14 protein-coding genes are annotated in these 17,053 nt (G+C 68.7%); 8 read left to right on the forward strand and 6 right to left on the reverse strand.

The features are described from left to right. Positions 1–41: 41 nt before the first annotated feature. The 3 genes from AB8M46_RS36445 to AB8M46_RS36455 all read right to left on the reverse strand — a co-directional run bounded on the left by AB8M46_RS36445 (position 42) and on the right by AB8M46_RS36455 (position 5,350). On the reverse strand, positions 42–1,934 hold the full coding sequence (locus AB8M46_RS36445; protein WP_394363129.1) for a S8 family serine peptidase: 1,893 nt from the start codon (positions 1,932–1,934) through the stop codon (positions 42–44). A gap of 207 nt (positions 1,935–2,141) precedes the next feature. After that, the gene (locus AB8M46_RS36450; RefSeq protein ID WP_394363130.1) at positions 2,142–3,026 is read right to left on the reverse strand and encodes a sortase; all 885 of its coding nucleotides are present in this window, start codon (positions 3,024–3,026) and stop codon (positions 2,142–2,144) included. Beyond that, entirely contained in the window at positions 3,023–5,350 is a 2,328-nt protein-coding gene (locus AB8M46_RS36455; protein WP_394363131.1) for a hypothetical protein, read from the reverse strand. Before AB8M46_RS36455 ends, AB8M46_RS36450 begins: the two co-directional genes overlap by 4 nt. A gap of 207 nt (positions 5,351–5,557) precedes the next feature. Here AB8M46_RS36455 and pstC point away from each other — a divergent pair, with 207 nt between their 5' ends. The 4 genes from pstC to AB8M46_RS36475 are packed head-to-tail and all read left to right on the forward strand — an operon-like array spanning position 5,558 to position 10,051. Continuing rightward, positions 5,558–6,547: a phosphate ABC transporter permease subunit PstC gene (gene pstC / locus AB8M46_RS36460; RefSeq protein ID WP_394363132.1), complete on the forward strand. Its 990-nt coding sequence runs from the start codon at positions 5,558–5,560 to the stop codon at positions 6,545–6,547. After that, complete coding sequence (gene pstA / locus AB8M46_RS36465; protein ID WP_350594696.1) at positions 6,544–7,677, forward strand: phosphate ABC transporter permease PstA; 1,134 nt, start codon at positions 6,544–6,546, stop codon at positions 7,675–7,677. The genes pstC and pstA overlap by 4 nt, the downstream gene beginning before the upstream one ends. Positions 7,678–7,718: 41 nt before the next feature. Next, entirely contained in the window at positions 7,719–8,519 is an 801-nt protein-coding gene (locus tag AB8M46_RS36470) for a phosphate ABC transporter ATP-binding protein (protein WP_255355409.1), read from the forward strand. Beyond that, entirely contained in the window at positions 8,516–10,051 is a 1,536-nt protein-coding gene (locus tag AB8M46_RS36475) for a substrate-binding domain-containing protein (RefSeq protein ID WP_394363133.1), read from the forward strand. The genes AB8M46_RS36470 and AB8M46_RS36475 overlap by 4 nt, the downstream gene beginning before the upstream one ends. A gap of 235 nt (positions 10,052–10,286) precedes the next feature. On the opposite strand, the gene AB8M46_RS36480 is transcribed toward AB8M46_RS36475, so the two are convergent. Then, positions 10,287–11,540: a DUF222 domain-containing protein gene (locus tag AB8M46_RS36480; RefSeq protein ID WP_394363134.1), complete on the reverse strand. Its 1,254-nt coding sequence runs from the start codon at positions 11,538–11,540 to the stop codon at positions 10,287–10,289. Between the two features lie 163 nt (positions 11,541–11,703). Between AB8M46_RS36480 and AB8M46_RS36485 the strand changes: the two genes are divergently transcribed. Then, positions 11,704–12,297 (forward strand): hypothetical protein, encoded by a 594-nt coding sequence (locus tag AB8M46_RS36485; RefSeq protein WP_394363135.1) that lies wholly within the window; start codon positions 11,704–11,706, stop codon positions 12,295–12,297. 24 nt (positions 12,298–12,321) lie between these two features. On the opposite strand, the gene AB8M46_RS36490 is transcribed toward AB8M46_RS36485, so the two are convergent. Continuing rightward, entirely contained in the window at positions 12,322–13,233 is a 912-nt protein-coding gene (locus tag AB8M46_RS36490) for an NADP-dependent oxidoreductase (RefSeq protein WP_378421494.1), read from the reverse strand. 99 nt (positions 13,234–13,332) lie between these two features. On the opposite strand from AB8M46_RS36490, the gene AB8M46_RS36495 reads away from it, so the two are divergent. Beyond that, complete coding sequence (locus tag AB8M46_RS36495) at positions 13,333–13,794, forward strand: GNAT family N-acetyltransferase (RefSeq protein ID WP_394363136.1); 462 nt, start codon at positions 13,333–13,335, stop codon at positions 13,792–13,794. On the opposite strand, the gene AB8M46_RS36500 is transcribed toward AB8M46_RS36495, so the two are convergent. Beyond that, complete coding sequence (locus AB8M46_RS36500; protein WP_394363137.1) at positions 13,772–14,725, reverse strand: helix-turn-helix transcriptional regulator; 954 nt, start codon at positions 14,723–14,725, stop codon at positions 13,772–13,774. The two genes, AB8M46_RS36495 and AB8M46_RS36500, sit on opposite strands and share 23 nt — an antisense overlap. 62 nt (positions 14,726–14,787) lie before the next feature. Between AB8M46_RS36500 and AB8M46_RS36505 the strand changes: the two genes are divergently transcribed. Both AB8M46_RS36505 and AB8M46_RS36510 read left to right on the forward strand, forming a co-directional pair. Further along, positions 14,788–15,924: an epoxide hydrolase family protein gene (locus tag AB8M46_RS36505; RefSeq protein ID WP_037346855.1), complete on the forward strand. Its 1,137-nt coding sequence runs from the start codon at positions 14,788–14,790 to the stop codon at positions 15,922–15,924. Positions 15,925–15,927: 3 nt separating this feature from the next. Next, positions 15,928–17,007 carry a winged helix DNA-binding domain-containing protein gene (locus AB8M46_RS36510; RefSeq protein WP_394363138.1) on the forward strand — a complete coding sequence of 360 codons (1,080 nt, stop codon included), beginning with the start codon at positions 15,928–15,930 and terminating at the stop codon, positions 17,005–17,007. Positions 17,008–17,053: the final 46 nt, after the last annotated feature.

The raw sequence follows: 17,053 nt of genomic DNA on the forward strand, positions 1-17,053 counted from the left end.
CTCTGCTGAGCCGAGGGAAGGGGGCCTTCACGCGGGAAGTGCTACTTGGGGGCGACGCCCAGCGCGGCGAGCGCCGGGCCGGTCATGATGACGCCCGCGCCGGTGACCGGGTCGAAACCGGGGGCACCGAGGTCGATCGCGGTCGACACGAGCGCGTTCCGGATCTCCGCCGGGGTCGCGGCCGGCTTGCCCTGCTTCAGCAGCGCGGCGATCGCGGCGGCGCTCGGCGCGGCGGCCGAGGTCCCGAAGAACGGCTGGAAACCGCTCACCGAGGTCGCGACGCCGTCGGCCGCGGTGATGTCCGGCTTGTTGCGCGTCGCACCACCGGTCGAGGACACGTTGCCGGGGGTGATCACCGAACCGTCCGGGTTGTAGAACTGGTGACGGCGACCGTCCGAAGTGAACCGCTCCCACTTGCTGGCCGAGGTGAACAGACCCGGGTACGGACCGGCCGGGTTCGCCGGGTCGCCGGTCTCGAGCGCGCGGCCGAAGGCACCGGCGGCCGGGGCGGCGGCGACGCTGAAGGCGTTGACGGCCGCCGAGTGGCCGGAGGTGACACCGTTGGTGCTGAAGGCTTTCAGCGCACCCGAGGTGACGAAGCGGCCGCGGATCACGTTGAGCGCGATGAACCGGTCGGAGCCGCTGTACTTGACCACAGCGACCTTGAAGCCCGAGCCGCTGGCCGGGACCTGGGCGATCTCGTACGGGTTCTGGGTGCCGTTCTGCGAGCCCTCACTGGAGGCGACGACCGAACCGGACGAGTTCAGGACGAACAGGTCGTAGTCGCTGGTGGCCTTGCCCCACGGGTCGGACCAGAACAGGGTGACGTAGCGGCCGACCGAGTTCGGCGAAAGCGCGTTGTACAGCTGGGTCGTGGTGCTCGGGTCGAAGTCGTGCGGCGTGCCGGTGATCCCGGAGATCTTGCTGCTGGAGCCGCGGAAGTCGCCCTCGTAGTAGCCGCTGGTGCCGTCGGTCAGGTTGCCCGAGTTCCCCGCGGAGGAGAAGTAGAGCACGCCGGCCGCGGTCACGTCGTTGACGGCCTGCGCGACCGGGCCGTCCTGGAACGGCGACTCGTCGAAATAGGACACGTCGTCGACGATGATCGTGCACTTGCCGGTGGTGCGCAGGGCGCGGATGTTGTCGGCGAAGCTCTGCTCGCTGGTGAACGCGGTGGCGAAACCGAGCGCGGCGCCGGGCGCCATGTCGTGGATGATCTCCAGCATCGCGGTGCCCTCGTCACCGCTGCCCGCCTGGCCGGGGAGGACGTCGACGGCGGGGAGCTCGCCCGCGGTCTGCGACGCCTTCAGGGATTTGATGCCGTCGGAAAGCACGCAGACCTTCTGGCCCGCGCCGGTGACGCCGTACTTGGTGCGGGCGGTGTCGTTGCCGTGCGCCTTGTCGCCCTCGGCGACCTGCAGCGCGGCGGCGGTCTGCTTGACCGCGGCCTGCCGCCGGTCCTGCTGCGCGGATTCGTTCCAGGTCATGGCATGGGAAGCGGCCTTGACCTCGGCGACGTCCCCGCGTCCGGCGATCGCGTCGACGGCGTTCAGCGGGAGGTCGGCGCGGATCGCGCCGGCGGGAGAGGCGTAACGGACGGTGCCGCCCGCCGCCTTGACGGCGTCCACCAGGGACTGTCCGGCGCCCTTGATGTCCACCGCGACCGTGCCGGCGTCGCTGACACCCAGTCCGGTCCGGTATTCGGGCAGCTTGCCCGCCAGGCCCTTGTCGGCGCGCAGACGCTTCTCGACGACGAGCTGGCTCGACTGCTTGCGCTCAGCCGGGGTGAGGCTCTTCTTGATGCTCTGCAGCGCGGTGATCCCGGCCTGCGTGCGCGCCTCCTCCGACGGTTGGGCGCCGGAAACCGCCGTCGACAGCAGCAAAGCGCCGACCGCGACCGGAACCGAGCATGTGACCACCCGGCTGAATCTGCTCATCGAAATCTCCCTGGCTTTTCAAAAGCACTGCCCACACGACACAGCCCGCAACAGGAATCCCTTCGGCCGCCCGAATGAATTACCCTGACCGGGTGTAATGGGGAGAATCTAAAGAGCGATCCGTGACGAGTCCACCGACCAAAGTCTGGATCGGGGGATGATCCACATCCTGGGAACGATTTCGGTCCGAAAAGACCGATATCCGGTTTACGCCCAGGCCGGGAACAGCCGCCACAACGCCAGCGCCGCGAGCGCGGCGAGAGTGAGCAGCACCGGCCCGGTGATGACATAGGTCGAAACCGGACGCCAACGGCGATAAAGGAATGTCGCCCCGGCCGCCGCGACCACGAATCCGCCGAAGGCCAGCACCAGCCCGGCCCACGCTTCGCCGTCGCCGGTGCGGCCGTCCTGCGCGTCCGCCCGGCCGTTCTGCGGACTCGGCCGGAAGGGCCTGCCCTCCAGGACGGCAGTCACCACAGTCGCCTCCTCGGCGGCCAGCGGCCACCACGACGCCGACGTCACCAAGGTCAGCCGGTCGTTTTCGGTCTTGCCGTAGTCGGCGCCCTCGTCGAGGGGGCGGGTGGCCTTGTCGGTCACCCGGTAGACGGACTTGCCCTGCGTGGTCGCGACGACGATCTCGTCGCCCTTCTCCAGGGCGCCGAGCGAGCCGAACGGGCCGCCGAATCCGGCGTTCCGGGCGGCGATCACCGCGTTGCCCGGCTGCCCCAGCCCGGCCGTCCCCGGCACATGCCCTGGTCCGGACGCGGTTTCCCCGCTCGAAGCGCCCTCGATGACGACCTGCTGCACCTTGAGGGCGGGGATCTCCATGACCGCCACCGGCCTGCCGAACTCGACCGGTTTCGCGGGCGGCGCGGCACCGAAGAGGCTCTGGCTGGCACCCAGCGCCACGCCGATCTCACCCCGGATCTCGGTCAGGGCCTTCCGCTGATCACTCGACTGCAGCAAAGGGCCCAGCGCGTAGACGACCAGCGCCAGCGCGACCAGGGTGGTGACCAGCCAGGCGAACACGACCGCGCCGATCCAGCCGGGACCGAACCGCAGGAACTGCCTTTCCTCCACTTCGGTGTTCACGCCGCGCCGCCCGACTGCCTACGCCGCAGGAGAGCGGCCAACGCCCTCGTCAACCACGACGGCACCGGCCGCCCTGCCGCGAGATACGCGGTCGCGGACGGCAAGGTCGCCAGGATCACCAATGCCACCAACGGGATCAGGGCACCGAGCGCGCCGGCACCGGCGAACTTCGGGATGTCGATCGATTCGGCGAGGTTCTTCGCCGCCGCCACGCTTTCGGGTGTCGGGGCTGCCGCCGGTGCGGGTCCGGTGGCGGCCGAGGGGGTCCCGGCCGACGAGCCCGGACCGCCGGACGGGCCGGTGAGCGAGGCGTTGGACGCCTGGGTGGCCCCGTTCGCGCCCGGTGGCGGCGGATTCTTCGCTTCTTCCTTTTCCTGACAGGCCTTTTCGGCGGTCCCGGTGCCGATCTTGGCGACGCGTTCCGCGGCGGTCGCGGCCAATCCCGGGGTCAGCCGGGCCATTCCGGGCGGAAGCAACGCCTGTCCGAATCCGGCCGCGAGACCGGCGAACGCCTTCAGCTGGTCCTGCTTCTCCTTCATCGGCTTACAGGTCGCGTCGATCACCGGGTTGACCGGAACTGCCATGTACTCGACGAAGGTGAGCGGATAGGCGCCGTCCTTGGTGACGGTGCCGGGCTCGGCCGTCCCGTCGGGCCCGACCTTCATCGAATCGGCCGCCAGCTGCAGGCTCTGCTCGGTCGGCGCGACGAAGTTCCCCTTGCCGTCCGGGAGCGCCACCGGCGTCCAGCGGTTGACCGTCGCCGTCGCGAGATCGGTGATCACCCAGTTCAGGCAACCGCCCGCGCAGTCCGCGCCCCGGCCGACGACCGCGTTGTCCACGGTCTTGCGCACCGACAGCTGCCCGGTCTTCGCGTCGACGTTGTTCACCCGCGACTTGCCGGGATCGAGCGCGCTCAGATCGGAGATCACCCCGGGCGACTTCCCGCTCAGCTCGCCGAAATAGTCGGCGCCCAGCGCCGGGAAGACCCACGCCTCCGGCGCCGTCGTGGCGAGGAGCCTGCTCAGCGCGAACGGGACCGTCCCCGCCCCCGATTCCCCGGTCACCCCGAAGAAGTCCGGGTTTCCGCCGTATCCGGCCCGTCGGTTCACCGCGATCACGCCGGCGGGCTGGCCGTCCTTGATCGCCGAGAGCGCGGGATTGCGCTCGACCAGCGGCGAACCGTTCTTGAAGACGCCGCCCCGGCCGTTGGCGTCGGGGTTCTGCCCGCCCTTCGTGAACATGTGCGCCAGTTCGGTGGTGGTGAACGACATCGTGGTGGCGAGCTTCGAGCCGAGCGGGTTCCCTTCGTCGTTGACGTCGGTCGGCGACCAGCCGACCGCGGCGATCACCGCCGCGTTGACCCCGACGGGGACGTATTCCCTGGACCGCACCGTCTGGGCGGCCAGCGCGTTCCCGCTGCCGGTGATCAGGAGATCGGAGGTGCCCTTGTCGAACGCGGTCAGCCCGGTGTCCTCGGTCTCGCTCACGATGTTGGCGGGCTGATCGGCCTGGGTGGGCGCGCACAGCGCCTGGTTCCAGGCGACCGCGGCCCGGCCGAGCCGCTCCGGCATGCTGGCGTTGAGCGTGTTCCGGCCGATCCCCTTGCAGCCCTTCACGCCGATCCCCGGCAGGTACGGGGTGAACTTGATCGACTCGTCGACCCAGGTCACCGTCTTGCCCGTCGCGTCCTGCGCGGTGATCTGGATAGTGACGGTGCAGGGATTGTTCTCGTCGCAGGTGAACGAATACTGCCTTCTGGTCTTCGCGCCGGTCACCGGATCGACGACGACGGGATTGTCCGCCCACGGCACCTTGGGGAATTTGTCGCCGGGATTCACCGCTTTTTCATAGGTGGTGTAAAGCGGGTCCCAGGCCACCGCGTGCGGGCGCAAGGTACCGCGTGGAATCGTCGTGTCGAAGACGATGTCGCCGGTCGTGCTGCTCCGCACCCTTTCCATCGACTGCATCCCCGCGGCCTTGCCGGTGAATTCGTCGCCGAATTCGTCCTGACAGTAGGACTGCACCCGGGTGAGCAGGGTGCTGTCCTTGGGCCACGGCGGGACGTACACCTTCTTCATGAGGTTGTCCGGCACGTCTTTCGGGCAGATGACGAGCTTCGCCTTGGCCCCCTTGGGCAATCCCGAAAGCGTGATCCTCAGTGGATCGCCGTTCTGGACCGCCGAAAGATCGGCGGGTTCGATCTTGAGCCGATACGGCGGATTCGCGGGCGCCTGCGCCTGCGCGGCGGGAACGGACACCCCCGCGACCGCGAGTATCCCGCAGAGCAGCACGATCCCGGCTCGTCTCGCGCGGAACAGGAACACGGACGACTCCCCAGATTTCACGGGATCCAACGTCCACGAATCACCCGGCGGGGGTCAACGGGTCCCCCGCACTGATTCACACACGTCCCGTCGGGCGTTCTCCGTGTGGACACCTTTCCCGGGCGCGGGCACCACATACTGGCCGCATCGGGGGCGACGTGGTGTGCCCTCGACTCCTTTACCCGCCAACACGAAGGAAGGCCGCTCGTGACCATCGCGCCACCCCGGCCCGACCCGTCGCCGCCCGGGGTCCCGGCGCGGCGGGCGATCACCGAAGTCCTGTCGCGGGCCGACCGCGCGTTCCGCCGCGTCACCACCGGCGCCGGGCTGACCATGCTGGCGATCCTCGTGGTCATCGGTTTCTTTCTCGTCTACCGGTCCGGGCCGGCGTTCGACTCCAGCGGTTTCGGCTTCTTCACCACGATCCGGTTCGATCCGGCTTCAGGTGTTCTCGGCGTACTCGGCCTGCTGTACGGGACGATCGTGGTGGCGCTGATCGCGGTCCTGATCGCGGTCCCGCTGAGCGTCCTGGCCGCACTGTTCATCACGGAATACTCCAGCGGGCGGATCCGCGGCTTCCTGACCGGGCTGGTCGACCTGCTCGCCGCGATCCCGAGCCTGCTGTACGGCCTGTGGGGGTTCGCCTTCCTCGGACCGCAGATCGTGCCGGTCTCGTCGTGGCTCACCGAAAACCTCGGCTGGATCCCGGTGTTCTCGGCCAAGGAGAACGCGCTGTACATCCAGTCCATGTTCATCGCGGGCCTGGTGGTCTCGCTGATGGTCCTGCCGATCACGACCTCGGTGATCCGGGAGGTGTTCGCGCAGACACCGCCCGGGGAGAAGGAGGCGGCGCTCGCACTGGGCAGCACGCGCTGGGGCATGGTCAAAACCGTGGTGCTGCCGTTCGGCCGCGGCGGCGTCATCGGCGGTTCGATGCTCGGGCTCGGCCGCGCGCTCGGCGAGACGATCGCCGTTTCCCTGCTGCTGCCGCAGGTTCCGGAGATCACGAAACATCTCGTCCAGTTCGGCGGCGCGACGATCTCCGGGTTCATCGCCAACAACTCCGGCGCGTCCGGGCTCGCGCTGTCCGGGCTGATGGCCGCGGGCCTGGTGCTGTTCGTGTTCACTCTGGCGACGAACTTCACCGCGTCGGTGATCATCTCCAAGAGCCGGTCCGGCGCGGGAGTGGACGCATGACCGCGACCATGACTCCCCCGGTGACCCCGCCTCGCAAGCTCGTCAAACGCCGCCCGTCGGAGACGACCAGGCAGGACCGGCTCGCGGCGCTCGGCTGCGCGGTGTCGGCCACGCTGCTCACCTGGTTCGTCATGCATCTGCTGCTGGATTCCCCCGGCTGGCTGGCCGACCTGATCGTCGCGTACCTGCTCTACCTGGCGATGCTGTACCTGGTCACCCGCGACCGGCTGGGCAAGCTCGCCGCGTCCGACCGGCTCGTGTCCACCATCGTCGTCACCGGGGCGCTGGTCCTGCTCGCGCCGCTGCTGTCGCTGTTGATCTACATCGTCGCCGAGGGCGCGCCGTACCTGCGGCCGGGCTTCTTCACCCACGACATGTCCGCGGTCGCGCCGACCGATCCGGTGACCGACACCGGTGGTTTGCACGCCGTCGTCGGCACGCTCGAACAGACCGCGCTCACGTTGGTCCTCGTCGTCCCGCTGGGCGTGCTCACCGCGGTGTTCCTGAACGAAACGCGGTCGCGGTTCCGCCGTCCGGTGCGGATCATGGTCGACGCGATGAGCGGCCTACCGTCCATTGTGGCCGGTCTGTTCGTCTACGCGGCGTTGATCATCCCCGGTATCCAGGCGGGCGTGGGATTGTTCAGCTACAACGGGATGATGGCCACCCTCGCCTTGACGATGGTCATGCTGCCGACCGTCACCCGGACCGTGGACGTCGTGCTCCGGCTCGTCCCGGACGGCCTGCGCGAGGCGTCGCTGGCGCTCGGCGCGAGCCGGGCCCGCACGGTGTGGTCGGTGGTGCTGCCGACCGCCAGGACCGGCGTCACCACCGCCGTGATCCTCGGCATCGCCCGCGTGGCGGGGGAAACCGCGCCGCTGCTGTTCACCTCGTTCGGCGCGCTGGGCATGAACGCGAACCCGTTCTCCGATCCGCAGGAGAGCATCCCGCTGTTCATCTACCGCTTCATCAAGCAGCCGCTGGAGAACGTCCAGCAGCGCGGCTACGTCGGCGCGCTCGTGCTGATCCTGCTCATCTTCGGCCTGTTCGCGATCGCCCGGGTGGTGGGCCGCGACCGGTCGAAACGCAAGGCGAAGAGAACCACCGTCAAGACACAGGAGAACCGGTGACCGACACTGAAGTGTCCTACGTGGACAGTCCGGCGCGCCCGCTGGTCGCACTGACCGGCGGGCCGCCGCCCGGCGCGGCGGAACTCGAGTCCCGCGAGATCGGTGCCTGGTTCGGTGACCGCCTGGTGCTCGAAGGGGTTTCGCTGCGGATGCCAGCCAAGGAGGTGACCGCGCTCATCGGCCCCTCCGGCTGCGGCAAGTCGACCTTCCTGCGCATCCTGAACCGGATGCACGAGCTGGTGCCGTCAGCGTCGCTGACCGGCGAGGTCCTGTTGGACGGCAAGGACATCTACGCCGACGGGACACGTCCGCAGCAGGTCCGGCTGCGGATCGGCATGGTGTTCCAGAAACCGAACCCGTTCCCGGCGATGTCCATTCGCGACAACGTGCTGGCCGGGCTGAAACTCGCCGGCGTCAAATGCGGTGACAAGGACGCGCTCGTCGAGCAGAGCCTGGAGCGGGCCGGGCTGTGGCGCGAGGTCCGCGACCGGCTCGGCTCCCCCGGCGGCGCGCTGTCCGGCGGGCAGCAGCAGCGGCTCTGCATCGCGCGATCGCTGGCCGTGCAGCCGAACGTGCTGCTGATGGACGAGCCCTGCTCGGCGCTCGACCCGACGTCGACCCGGCGGATCGAGCAGACCATCGCCGAGATCGGGCACGAGGTGACGGTCGTCATCGTCACGCACAACATGCAGCAGGCCCAACGGGTTTCGGATCACTGCGCGTTCTTCCTCGCGGCCGAGAACGAACCCGGCCGGGTGATCGAACACGGGCCGACGGACACCATCTTCAACGCACCGTCGGACGAACGGACCTACGACTACGTGAACGGGCGATTCGGATGATCGCGAGGCTGGCCGCGGTGATGGCGTTGCTGTTCTCGGTCTCCGTGGCGACCGCGCCCGGCGCGACGGCGCTCACCAGGATCACCGGCTCCGGCTCCAGCTACGTCGGCCCGGCGATGAACGACTGGCAGAACGGCGCGACGTCACGCGGTATCCCGGTCAACTACTCGGCCAACAACTCCCCCGCCGGGGTCAACCAGTTCGGCGACCGGACCGTCGACTTCGCCGGTACCGAGGCCGAGGTGTCCTCGCTCATCGCGGCGGGCGGCGGCGGACTGTCCGCGCAGACCCGCGGCTACCAGTACGTCCCGGACGTCGCCGGCGCGATCGCGCTGATGTACAACGTCAACGACCAGGCCGGTAAACGCGTCGACTACCTGCACCTCAGCCGCGAGGCGATCGGCCGCATCTTCAGCCGGGACATCACCCGCTGGAGCGATCCCGCCATCACCGCGACCAACGGCGGGAAGTCCTTGCCCGATCAGCCCATCACCCTGGTCGGCCGGACCGGGCAATCGGGGACGACGGCGCTGTTCTACGACTTCATCGCGCACGCGGCACCCGATGCCTACAACCGGTTCGTCTCCCGCAACGTCGGGAACGGGATGGGGAACCTGCCCGCGGGCGTCCGCCCCATCCAGCTTCCCGGGCAGGGCCCGGACGCCGAGTGGTACCGGCTGCTCGCGGATTCCGACCAGATCGCGACGGCCATGGACAACGCGACCATCCCGTTCTCCATCGGCTACGACGAATTCGCCTACGCCCAGCGGTATCAGGTACCCGCGGCCTGGGTGCAGAACGGCGCGGGCCAGTACACGCAGCCCTACGCGGAGAACATCGCGGCCGCGTTGAAACACGCGGAACTGCGGCCGGACCTGAGCCAGAAACTGGACAAGGTCTACTCGAACACCGACCCGAAGTCGTATCCGATCTCGGCTTACTCGTACGTGATGATGCCGTGCACCAACGGCCGTGACACCTGCCGCGGCGGCTACGGCGACCAGGGCAAGACCGACACGATCACCGCCTTCCTCGAACACGTCGCCTGCGACGGCCAGATCAACATGGCCCGGATCGGCTACTCGCCGCTGCCGCCCAACCTGTCGCAGGAGATCATGAACTCCAACGCGCGGCTCACCGGGCAACCGGCGAAACAGCTGAACGCGGGCAACTGCGGCAACCCGACCTTCCACGGCAGCCTCGGCGCCGGCGCGGCCAGCCCGCCCGATCCACTGGTGACCGCCGGGATCATCGCCCCGGACGGCAAACCCAAGGCTGCCACCTCGGGTCCCAATGCCTCCGCCGGTCCCGCCGCTGGTCCGGCCGCCGGCGACAAGACCGCGACCGCGACGGCGAACGCCGACGAGGAGTCGGCGGGCGGCGGCTCGAAGAACTGGCGGGAAGCCGCCCCGGCGTCCTACGACGAGGGCGGGTTCGGGGGCTTTGGCGGCTGGGCGGCGCTGGTGCTCTTTGTGGCGATCGTGACGCCTTTGGTGGTGCGCGGGGTGGTGAGGAAGGTGCGAGGGGCGTGAGTGGCCAGTCCCGGCCGCGCCGGGAATGCCGAGGGGCCCGTCGCCTGGGTGGCTGGCGGGCCCCTCGGGGTTCAAACGTGGCGCCGGGTTGGGCCTGAGGGGATCAGGATTTCGGGTGCCGGTGTTTCGGTCGTGACCGGTCCGGTCGCGATGGACTGTGTGGATTTTGGGACGTCAGATGTCCCGAAATCCACACAGTCGCCAACTGCGGGCATGCCGAGGGGCCCGTCGGGGTTCAAACGTGGTGCAGGGTGTTGCGCCTAGGTTTTCGAAGCGGGTCCCTGTATTGGGGTGGGATGAACTCCGGTAACCCATCGGCCGCCATGCGGACTTGCCAGTCGCCGTGGTGAATCAGCCGATGATGGAACCCGCAAAGCAACACGAGATTCCGGAGATCGGTCGGCCCGCCGTCTGCCCAGTGATGAATGTGGTGGGCGTGGCAGTTCTTGGGTTTCCGGTGACATCCAGGGAACGCGCAACCGCCGTCGCGGATGTTCAACGCACGTCTCTGCCCGGGGCTGACGAACCGTCTCAGCCGCCCCATATCCAGCGGCTCCCCCGAGGCACCCATCACCACCGGCAACATCAGGCAATCGCAAGCGGCCAGCCGGGCTTCGCGGGCAGTCATGGTCCCCACGAAGTCGAGACAGGCGGTCCCGAGACCCGATTTGAGTTCCTCGAGCCCGACGGTGACATGCACCAAGGTGCGGTAGCCGCTGGTACCCGGCTGATCGGGGCAGGCGACCGCCAAGTCGAGCAACTCGGCCCAGGCGTCTCCCATGCGTTCGCATTTCATCCGCAGATCCGCCTGCCCGAACTCGTCCACCGGCCGCGGCTGGGCGTGTGCCTCCAACGCCGCTGCCGTGCGGGCCCCGGTCTCGTCGTCGAGGAGACCGGTGAGTTTCCAGAACCCGTCCTTACGGCGTTCCAGGGTGATTTCGCGGCGTGGCTCTTTCGGCTCGGGGTCTTTGGGTTCGTTGCCGTCGGGGTTGAGCCAGCCCTGCAGTTTCGCTTCAGCGTTGGCGAGTTGGCGGGGACCGGCATTCGGGGCAAGCTCGGCCAGGATCTTCTCCGCACCCTCCCGATCCTCAGCAGAAATATCGGCGGGGAGCCGTTTCAAGATCTCCAGGATCTGATCGATCCGCTCATCCCCGACCAACCCCTGAGCGGCGACCGCAGCGGTAGCGGGAGCGACAGGCGGAACCTCCGTGCCATCCAAAGCCCGCGTCGGGTTCAACGCGACGGCCCGCTTCACCACCGCACCCGCCTCACCCCGCGACAGCCCCGCAATCTCCGCGAACCAGCTCGCCGTACTCCCATGCCCGTACAAATCCTTGGCACCACGAGACTCAATCTCCGCCAGAAACCGCCCCAGGCAAGCGGTCGCCATCCGGATCACCTGCAACGACTGCAGCACACCATGAGCAAGCTCCAACTTGCCAGCGCGCCACAACTCCTGCGGCAACTCGGGAAGAAAGGTCTCGGACACCCCTCCATAATACCCCAACAAACCGAACATATGTTCGTAATTTTAAGCAACAATCAAAGAGCGCATTTACCACTGAAGGGTGATATCGGCAGGACGTGTCGTAACACCGCGCGCGGAACGAGCGAGTACGTCCGGCAAGTACCACCAGAAGCGGGAGAGCGCCATGTACATCCCACCCGAACCGGCGACACGTCCGGGCAAACCTCGACGATGGCCTTGGATACTCGCCGCCGCAATCGTCGTCGCAGCGCTCTCAGCGACTTTGACCTTCGTACTGCTCGGCAACGAACGCAATGGGAAGGCGGGCGCGTCGAAGTCGACCGCGTCACCTTGCCGGGACCAGGCGCTCAAGCCGCCCTGTCAAGGCATCAACGGCTGGGTCCTGGCCGACGGTTCCTACGAGAGCACCACACGCGCGATCCCTCCCGCCTACGTGGCACCGACGACGACCAGTGCTCCGCCGCTCACTCCGGCGGATTTCACCCTCGACCTGAAAACCTATTCCAAACAATGCTTCGGCTCCGCCGGCTGCAACGTGGTCGTCGAACCCGCCTTGACCTACAAAGGGTCCCCGGAAACCCTGTTGAGCCACGGAATGTGCTCGATGACCTACGACATCACGGGCGACGAATCGGGTACGGTCACCGATACCCTCAGTTGCGTCGGAACGAGCGTGACCGCGCACCGATCGGTACTTTCGACGCCGTCCTCGAAGACCAAGGTCTCCGTCAAAATCGTCAGCGTTTCCTGCACCTGACCGGGGGCGCCCCCGGTCAGATCTCTAGGGGAAGGTCAGCACGATCTTCCCGCGCCCGTGCCCCGTCTCGATCTCCCGATGCGCCGCCGCGGCCTCGGTGAACGGATACGTCCGCCGCACGAGGAAGCGCAGTTCCCCCTTGGCGTACAACGACGCCAGCATCCCCAGCCGCTCGGCTGACCGCGTTCCGGTGACCACCCGCGCCCCCGCCTCGGGCGCACGCCCGTGCTCGACCAGCGTGAGCACGCGGTCCGGATTCCCGACCAGCTCCAGCGACAGATCGAAGGCCTCCCCGCCCGCGCCGTCCAGCGCCGCGTCGATCCCGGCGGGAGCCAGCGCCCGTACCCGGTCGGCGAGTCCGTCGCCGTAGACCACCGGTTCGGCGCCGAGCGAACGGACGTAATCCTGGTTCGCCTCACTCGCCGTACCGATCACCTTCGCCCCACGCAGCACGGCGAGCTGGACCGCGGCCGTGCCCACCGCTCCCGCGGCCCCGTGGATCAGCAGCGTCTCACCACGGGCGACACGCAGAGCGTCCAACGCGAGGTACGCCGTCTGCGTCCCGGCGGTGAACCCGCCGGCGACCTCCCAGGGCATCTCCGCCGGCTTCGGCGTGACGTTGTCCGCGGGCACCACGATGTACTCGGCGTACGCCTGCACCGCGGTGAACCCGAGCACCTCGGCCCCCGCGACGAGGCCGGTAACCCCGGAACCGACCTCGTCGACGACCCCGGCGAACTCGTTCCCCGGGACACGCGGCCAACGCAGCTCGAACCCCGCGGGTTCCCAGCCCGCCCGCACGGCCGCGTCGTACGGCTGCACCCCCGCCGCCTTCACCCGCACCCGGACCTCCCCCGCTCCGGCGTGCGGCTCCTCCAGCTCCAGCACCCGGAGCACCTCCGGGCCACCGGCTTCCGTGAACGCGGCCGCTTTCATCTCGTTCCTCCAGTCGTTCCCCAGCTGTCGGATCCCAGCCTGATACCTCCAGATAGCTGGAGGTCAAGAACTGTCGGTGTGACGTTCTAAGCTGCGCTCGTGACGAGCTACCGCATCTCCAGGGCAAGCGCTTCCGACGCAGGCAGGCTGACGGCGCTGATGCACGAATCGGCCGCCTACCAAGGGGAATACGCCTCGATCCTCGACGGCTACCAGGTCACCGAGGACTACCTCGCCACCCATCCCGCGTACGTCGCCCACGCGCAGCGGGACGTGGTCGGTTTCTACAGCCTGATCGAGTACCCGGCCGAGCTCGACCTGCTGTTCGTCGCCGATTCGGCACAGGGCACGGGCATCGGCGCGTGGCTGGTCGAGCATATGCTCGGGCAGGCCGCGAGCCTCGGCATGACCGAGATCCGCGTCGTCTCCCATCCGCCCGCCGCCGGGTTCTACGAGCGGATGGGTGCCCGCCGCGTCGGCGTCGTACCACCCAACCCGCCGAAGATCGCCTGGGAGCGCCCGGAGCTGGTCTTCGACGTCAAGCATCCACCGCGCGGCTGAACCGTCCGATCAGTTTGCGCAGGTGGCCGGCGAATTCCGGCGAGTCGACGACCTCGAAGTCGGCGTCGAGCAGGCCCAGGTAGAGCGCCAGATACTCCAGTGTGTCCGCACCGGCTTTGAGCAGGCAGGTCCGCTCGTCGACGGCTTCGACGACGACGGCGGGCGGCACCTTCGCCGCGGCTTCGGCGGCCGGGGCGTGCAGCCGGATCGTCGCGTGGTGCCGCCACAACGCCGCGCCGACACCACGCTGGAGGTAGGCGACCACGCCGCCTTCGGGTGGTTCGCGTTCCTCGAAACGGCGTCCGTTCGGCGTACGCGGCCGCACCCGGTCGGCGCGGAACGTGCGCCACTCCTGCTTTTCGACGTCCCAGCCGACGAGGTACCACCGGCGGCTCATATGCACGACGCGGTGCGGCTCAACCTGCCTTCGGGTCTCGGATCCGTTGTGTCCTACGTAATCGAAGCGCAGGGTCTCGCGGTCGCGGCAGGCCGCGGCGATGGCGGAGAGCACTTCGGCGTCGACCGTGGGTCCACCGCCCTGCACCGCGAGGGTCGCGGAATTCAACGCCGCGACACGGTGCCGTAGCCGCGACGGCAGCACCTGCTCCAGTTTCGCCAGCGCGCGCACCGACGTCTCCTCGATGCCCGCGATCGTCCCGCCAGCGGCGGTGCGCAGGCCCATCGCCACCGCGACCGCCTCCTCGTCGTCGAGGAGCAGGGGCGGCATGGCCGCGCCGGCGCCGAGGCTGTACCCACCGGAGACGCCGGGTGTCGCGTCGACCGGATAGCCCAGCCCGCGAAGGCGCTCGACGTCGTTCCGGATCGTCCTGGTCGTGACGTCGAGCCGCTCGGCCAGTTCCGGGCCCGTCCAAGTGCGCCTGGCCTGCAGCAACGACAGGAGCCGCAGCAGTCTCGCCGAAGTTTCCGCCATGAATCCCACCTTGTCCGCAATCGCGGAACGAACCTTTCCGCAATCGTTCCTAATCTAGCCCCATGACTGAGATCAAGCCCTTCCGCATCGCCATCGACCAGGCCGAACTCGACGACCTCAAGGACCGCCTGAGCCGCACCCGCTGGCCCCGCGAGGTCACCGGCGACTGGAGCCGAGGTGTTCCGGTCGCCTACCTCAAGGGGCTGGCCGAGTACTGGGCCGACGGCTTCGACTGGCGTGCCCAGGAAGCGGAACTGAACGAGTTCCCGCAGTTCACCACCGAGATCGACGGCCAGACCATCCACTTCCTGCACATCCGGTCGACCGCACCGGACGCGCTGCCGGTGGTCCTCACGCACGGCTGGCCGAGCTCGCCGTTCGAATTCCGGCGGGTCGTCGAGGAGCTCAGCGGCGAATTCCACCTGGTCATCCCGTCGCTGCCCGGTTACGGGTTCTCGAGCCCGGTGAACGGCCCCGGCTGGGGCAACCTGTTCCGCGTCGCGCAGGCGTGGATCACGCTGATGGACCGCCTCGGCTACGAACGTTTCGGCGTTCACGGCACCGACGCGGGTGCCGGGGTCGCGGGCATCCTGTCGATGATCGCCGCGCACCGGGTGGTCGGCGTGCACCTCACCGGGACCAGCGCGGGCATGCCGTTCGGCCCGGCCATCGACCTCGACGGCCTCGACGAGAAGGACCGCGAGCGCGGCGAACGCTTCAACCGGTTCCAGTCCGACGGTCTCGGCTACCTGCACCTTCAGGCGACCCGGCCGCAGACGCTGGCCTATTCGCTGAACGACTCACCGACCGGCCAGCTCGCGTGGATCGTGGAGAAGTTCGCCGAATGGACCGATCCGGCGAAGGAACTGCCGGACGACGCCGTCGATCGCGACCACCTGCTGACCGCGGTGAGCCTGTACTGGTTCACCGGTGCCGGCGCTTCCTCCGCGCACGCGGTGTACGAAGGCATGGAGGTCTACCGGCAGATGGCCCAAGGCGGATGGGACGACGGCGGCGAGGCGCCCGCCGGCCCGCCGCGCGGGATCGCCGTCTTCGCCGGGGACACCACGATCCGGAGTCTCCAGGACGGTCCGGTGGCACACTGGTCCGAGTACGACACCGGCGGCCACTTCCCGGCGATGGAGGTCCCCGGTCTGTTCGCCGAAGACCTCCGTTCCTTCCTGCGAAAGTGCGTCTGACGAATGGATCAGCTCAGCCCACGGGCCCTCAACCGCGCGACTCTGGCCAGGCAGCTCCTGCTGGATCGCGCCGATCTGCCCGCCATGACCGCGATCGAGCGGCTGGCAGGCCTCCAGGCGCAGGCCCCCGACTCGTCCTATGTCGGACTGTGGTCACGGCTTCGGGATTTCCGGGTGGACGAGCTGGCGAAACCGCTGGCAGCCCGCGAAGCCGTCCGGATGACCTTGATGCGCGGCACGGTGCACCTGGTGACGGCCGCCGATGGTCTCGCGCTGTGGCCCACCCTCAAACCGGTGGTCGAGCGCGGTTTCCTCGGCCACTACTCGCGGGAGGTCGCCGGGCTGGACCTCGCCGCGATCGCCGAAGCGGGGCGGGCCCTGGTCGCCGAACGGCCACGCACCCGCGCCGAGATCCGGGCCGCGCTGGCGCCCCGATGGCCCGACGCGGATCAGCCGACGCTCGGCTACGCGGTCAACAGCCTGCTCCCCCTCGCGCATGTGACCCCGCGTGGCCTGTGGGGACAGACCGGACCGGCCGCGTTCGCCCTGCTCGAAGACTGGGTCGGCGAGCCGATCACGGACGGGATCTCCCTCGACGACCTGGTGCTGCGCTATCTCGGGGCGTTCGGCCCGGCGACCGTCCGCGACGCGCAGGTCTGGTCGGGACTCACCCGGTTGAAGGAGGTTTTCGAGCGGCTGCGGCCGCGGCTCATCACCTTCACCGACGTCGAGGGAAAGGAACTGTTCGACCTTCCCGACGCCCCACGCCCCGACCCGGAAACCCCGGCGCCGCCCCGGTTCCTGCCCGAATACGACAACGTCCTGCTCTCCCACGCCGACCGCGTCCGGGTGATCCCCGACGGCCGCCGCGTGCCGTTGCCACCGGGGAACGGCGGCCGCCGGGGCACTCTCCTCGTCGACGGTGAATTCCTGGCCATTTGGGCGATCAAAGGGGCGACCCTCACGATCGAATCGCGGGAACCCTTGCCAGATCAGGATTCGATCGCCGAAGAGGGCGCCCGGCTGCTGGAATTCGTAGTGCCGGATTCCGAGCACGACATCCGTTTCGGTATCGGCGGATAACGGTCCGGCCTTTTGCCGTAACGATGGGCACCGTTCGGGCGAAGCA

Origin of the sequence: Amycolatopsis sp. SB7-3 (assembly GCF_041021335.1) — a bacterium.
GTDB lineage: Bacteria > Actinomycetota > Actinomycetes > Mycobacteriales > Pseudonocardiaceae > Amycolatopsis > Amycolatopsis japonica.